Below are 1589 nucleotides of genomic sequence, written 5' to 3'. Positions count from 1 at the left end.
CTCGCACCCTGGAACTGGAAACCAGCGCCCTAAGCCACGCCGTGGCCCTCGCCGGCTTTCAATTACCCATAAGTGGTTTGCTGCCTTGATCTGTTTGAATCATCTGTGATTCTGTCTGTGACGCCGAATCAGGGAGGCGTCATTGACAGATCATGCTTGGGTGGAGGCGGAAGTCACAGGATTACAGCTACGCGATCAGCGGTTGGAACGACGACTCCGGCGCTTGATGGAGGCGATGGCAGCAACGCCTGGAGAACCGATCCCGGTTTCGTGTGGCGACTGGGCAGCGACAAAGGCAGCCTACAGGTTCTTTGACAACCCCAAGATCAGCGAAAGCGGGATGATGGCAGGCCATTTTGCGTCCACGGCGCTGCGGTTTGCCCAGCATGTTGCCAGAAGCGAGGAGCCCGTGCTGATCTTACAGGATACCACTGAGTTCCTGTTCAAGCGCGCAGCGCCAGAAAAGATTGGGTTCACCAAGACCGTCAATGGCGGCTACTACAAGGCTGGCCAGCCCAGCCAGCTGAAATTGTGTGGCTTGTTGATGCACGCAAGCCTTGCTGTAACGACCGATGGGGTGCCGCTGGGGCTTGCTGGGGTGAAGTTCTGGACCCGAGATAGCTTCAAGGGCACGGCAGCGCTGAAGCGGCATATCAATCCGACACGCGTACCGATCGAGACCAAGGAAAGCTATCGCTGGCTGGAGAATTTGCGCCAGTCGGTGGCATTGCTGAGGGATCCACAGCGCTGCATCCATGTTGGTGATCGAGAGAGTGACATCTATGAGCTATACTGCCTAGCCCAAGAGCTGGACACGAAGTTCCTTGTGCGCGCACAGACAGACAGGCTTGCCGCAAAGAGTGGCCTGGACGACAGTGAGCCTCACCGTGTCCGCGCGCGCCTTGCACAAGTGGCATGGGCTGGCACACACGAGGTCGATGTTGCTGGAAAAGGCAGCCGGGCGGCCAAGCTGCAGGTCAAGTTCGCCACCATCGAAACCTTACCTCCTATCGGCAAGCAAAAGCGTTACAAGCCCCAGATGCTGACCTGGATCCACGCTGTCGAGATCGATCCGCCCGATCCAAAAGACGAAATCAACTGGCATCTTGTTACCAATCTGCCCGTGACCACGCTGCAGGAAGCCATCGAGAAGCTCCAGTGGTACGCGATGCGCTGGAAGATCGAGACCTTCCACAAGATCATGAAGTCAGGCTGCAAAGCCGAGGAAGCACGCCTTCGCACCGCCGAACGGCTGGTCAAGTTCCTGGCCCTAGTTGCTGTTGTCAGCTGGCGTATCTTCTGGCTAACCATGTCGGCCCGCGCCTATCCCGACGGCGACCCATGCGAGGTGCTGACGACCAGTGAGATCACCGCACTCGACGAGATCGACGCTGCACGACCGACGAAAAGACTGAAAAATAGAACGCTCCATGACTATATGTTGCAAATCGCCAGGCTTGGTGGCTACCTTGCCCGAACCCGCGATCCACCACCGGGCAATACCGTTATCTGGCGCGGCCTTGCCCGCCTCCACGACATCACAATAGGCCTACAAATCGGCAGACGACGAAGTTGTGGGTAATTGAAAG

1 protein-coding gene is annotated in these 1589 nt (G+C 57.6%); it reads left to right on the top strand.

Features of this window, described 5'->3' with window-relative positions:
• Positions 1-142 precede the first annotated feature (142 nt).
• On the top strand, positions 143-1582 hold the full coding sequence (locus ACOVRJ_RS12570) for an IS4 family transposase (RefSeq protein WP_422044190.1): 1440 nt from the start codon (positions 143-145) through the stop codon (positions 1580-1582).
• The last annotated feature ends 7 nt before the right edge of the window (positions 1583-1589 follow it).

Origin of the sequence: Roseateles sp. (assembly GCF_049240545.1) — a bacterium.
GTDB lineage: Bacteria > Pseudomonadota > Gammaproteobacteria > Burkholderiales > Burkholderiaceae_C > Paucibacter_A.
The sequence above is the reverse complement of the archived record's forward strand: the minus strand, read 5'-3'. Positions and strand labels throughout refer to the sequence as shown.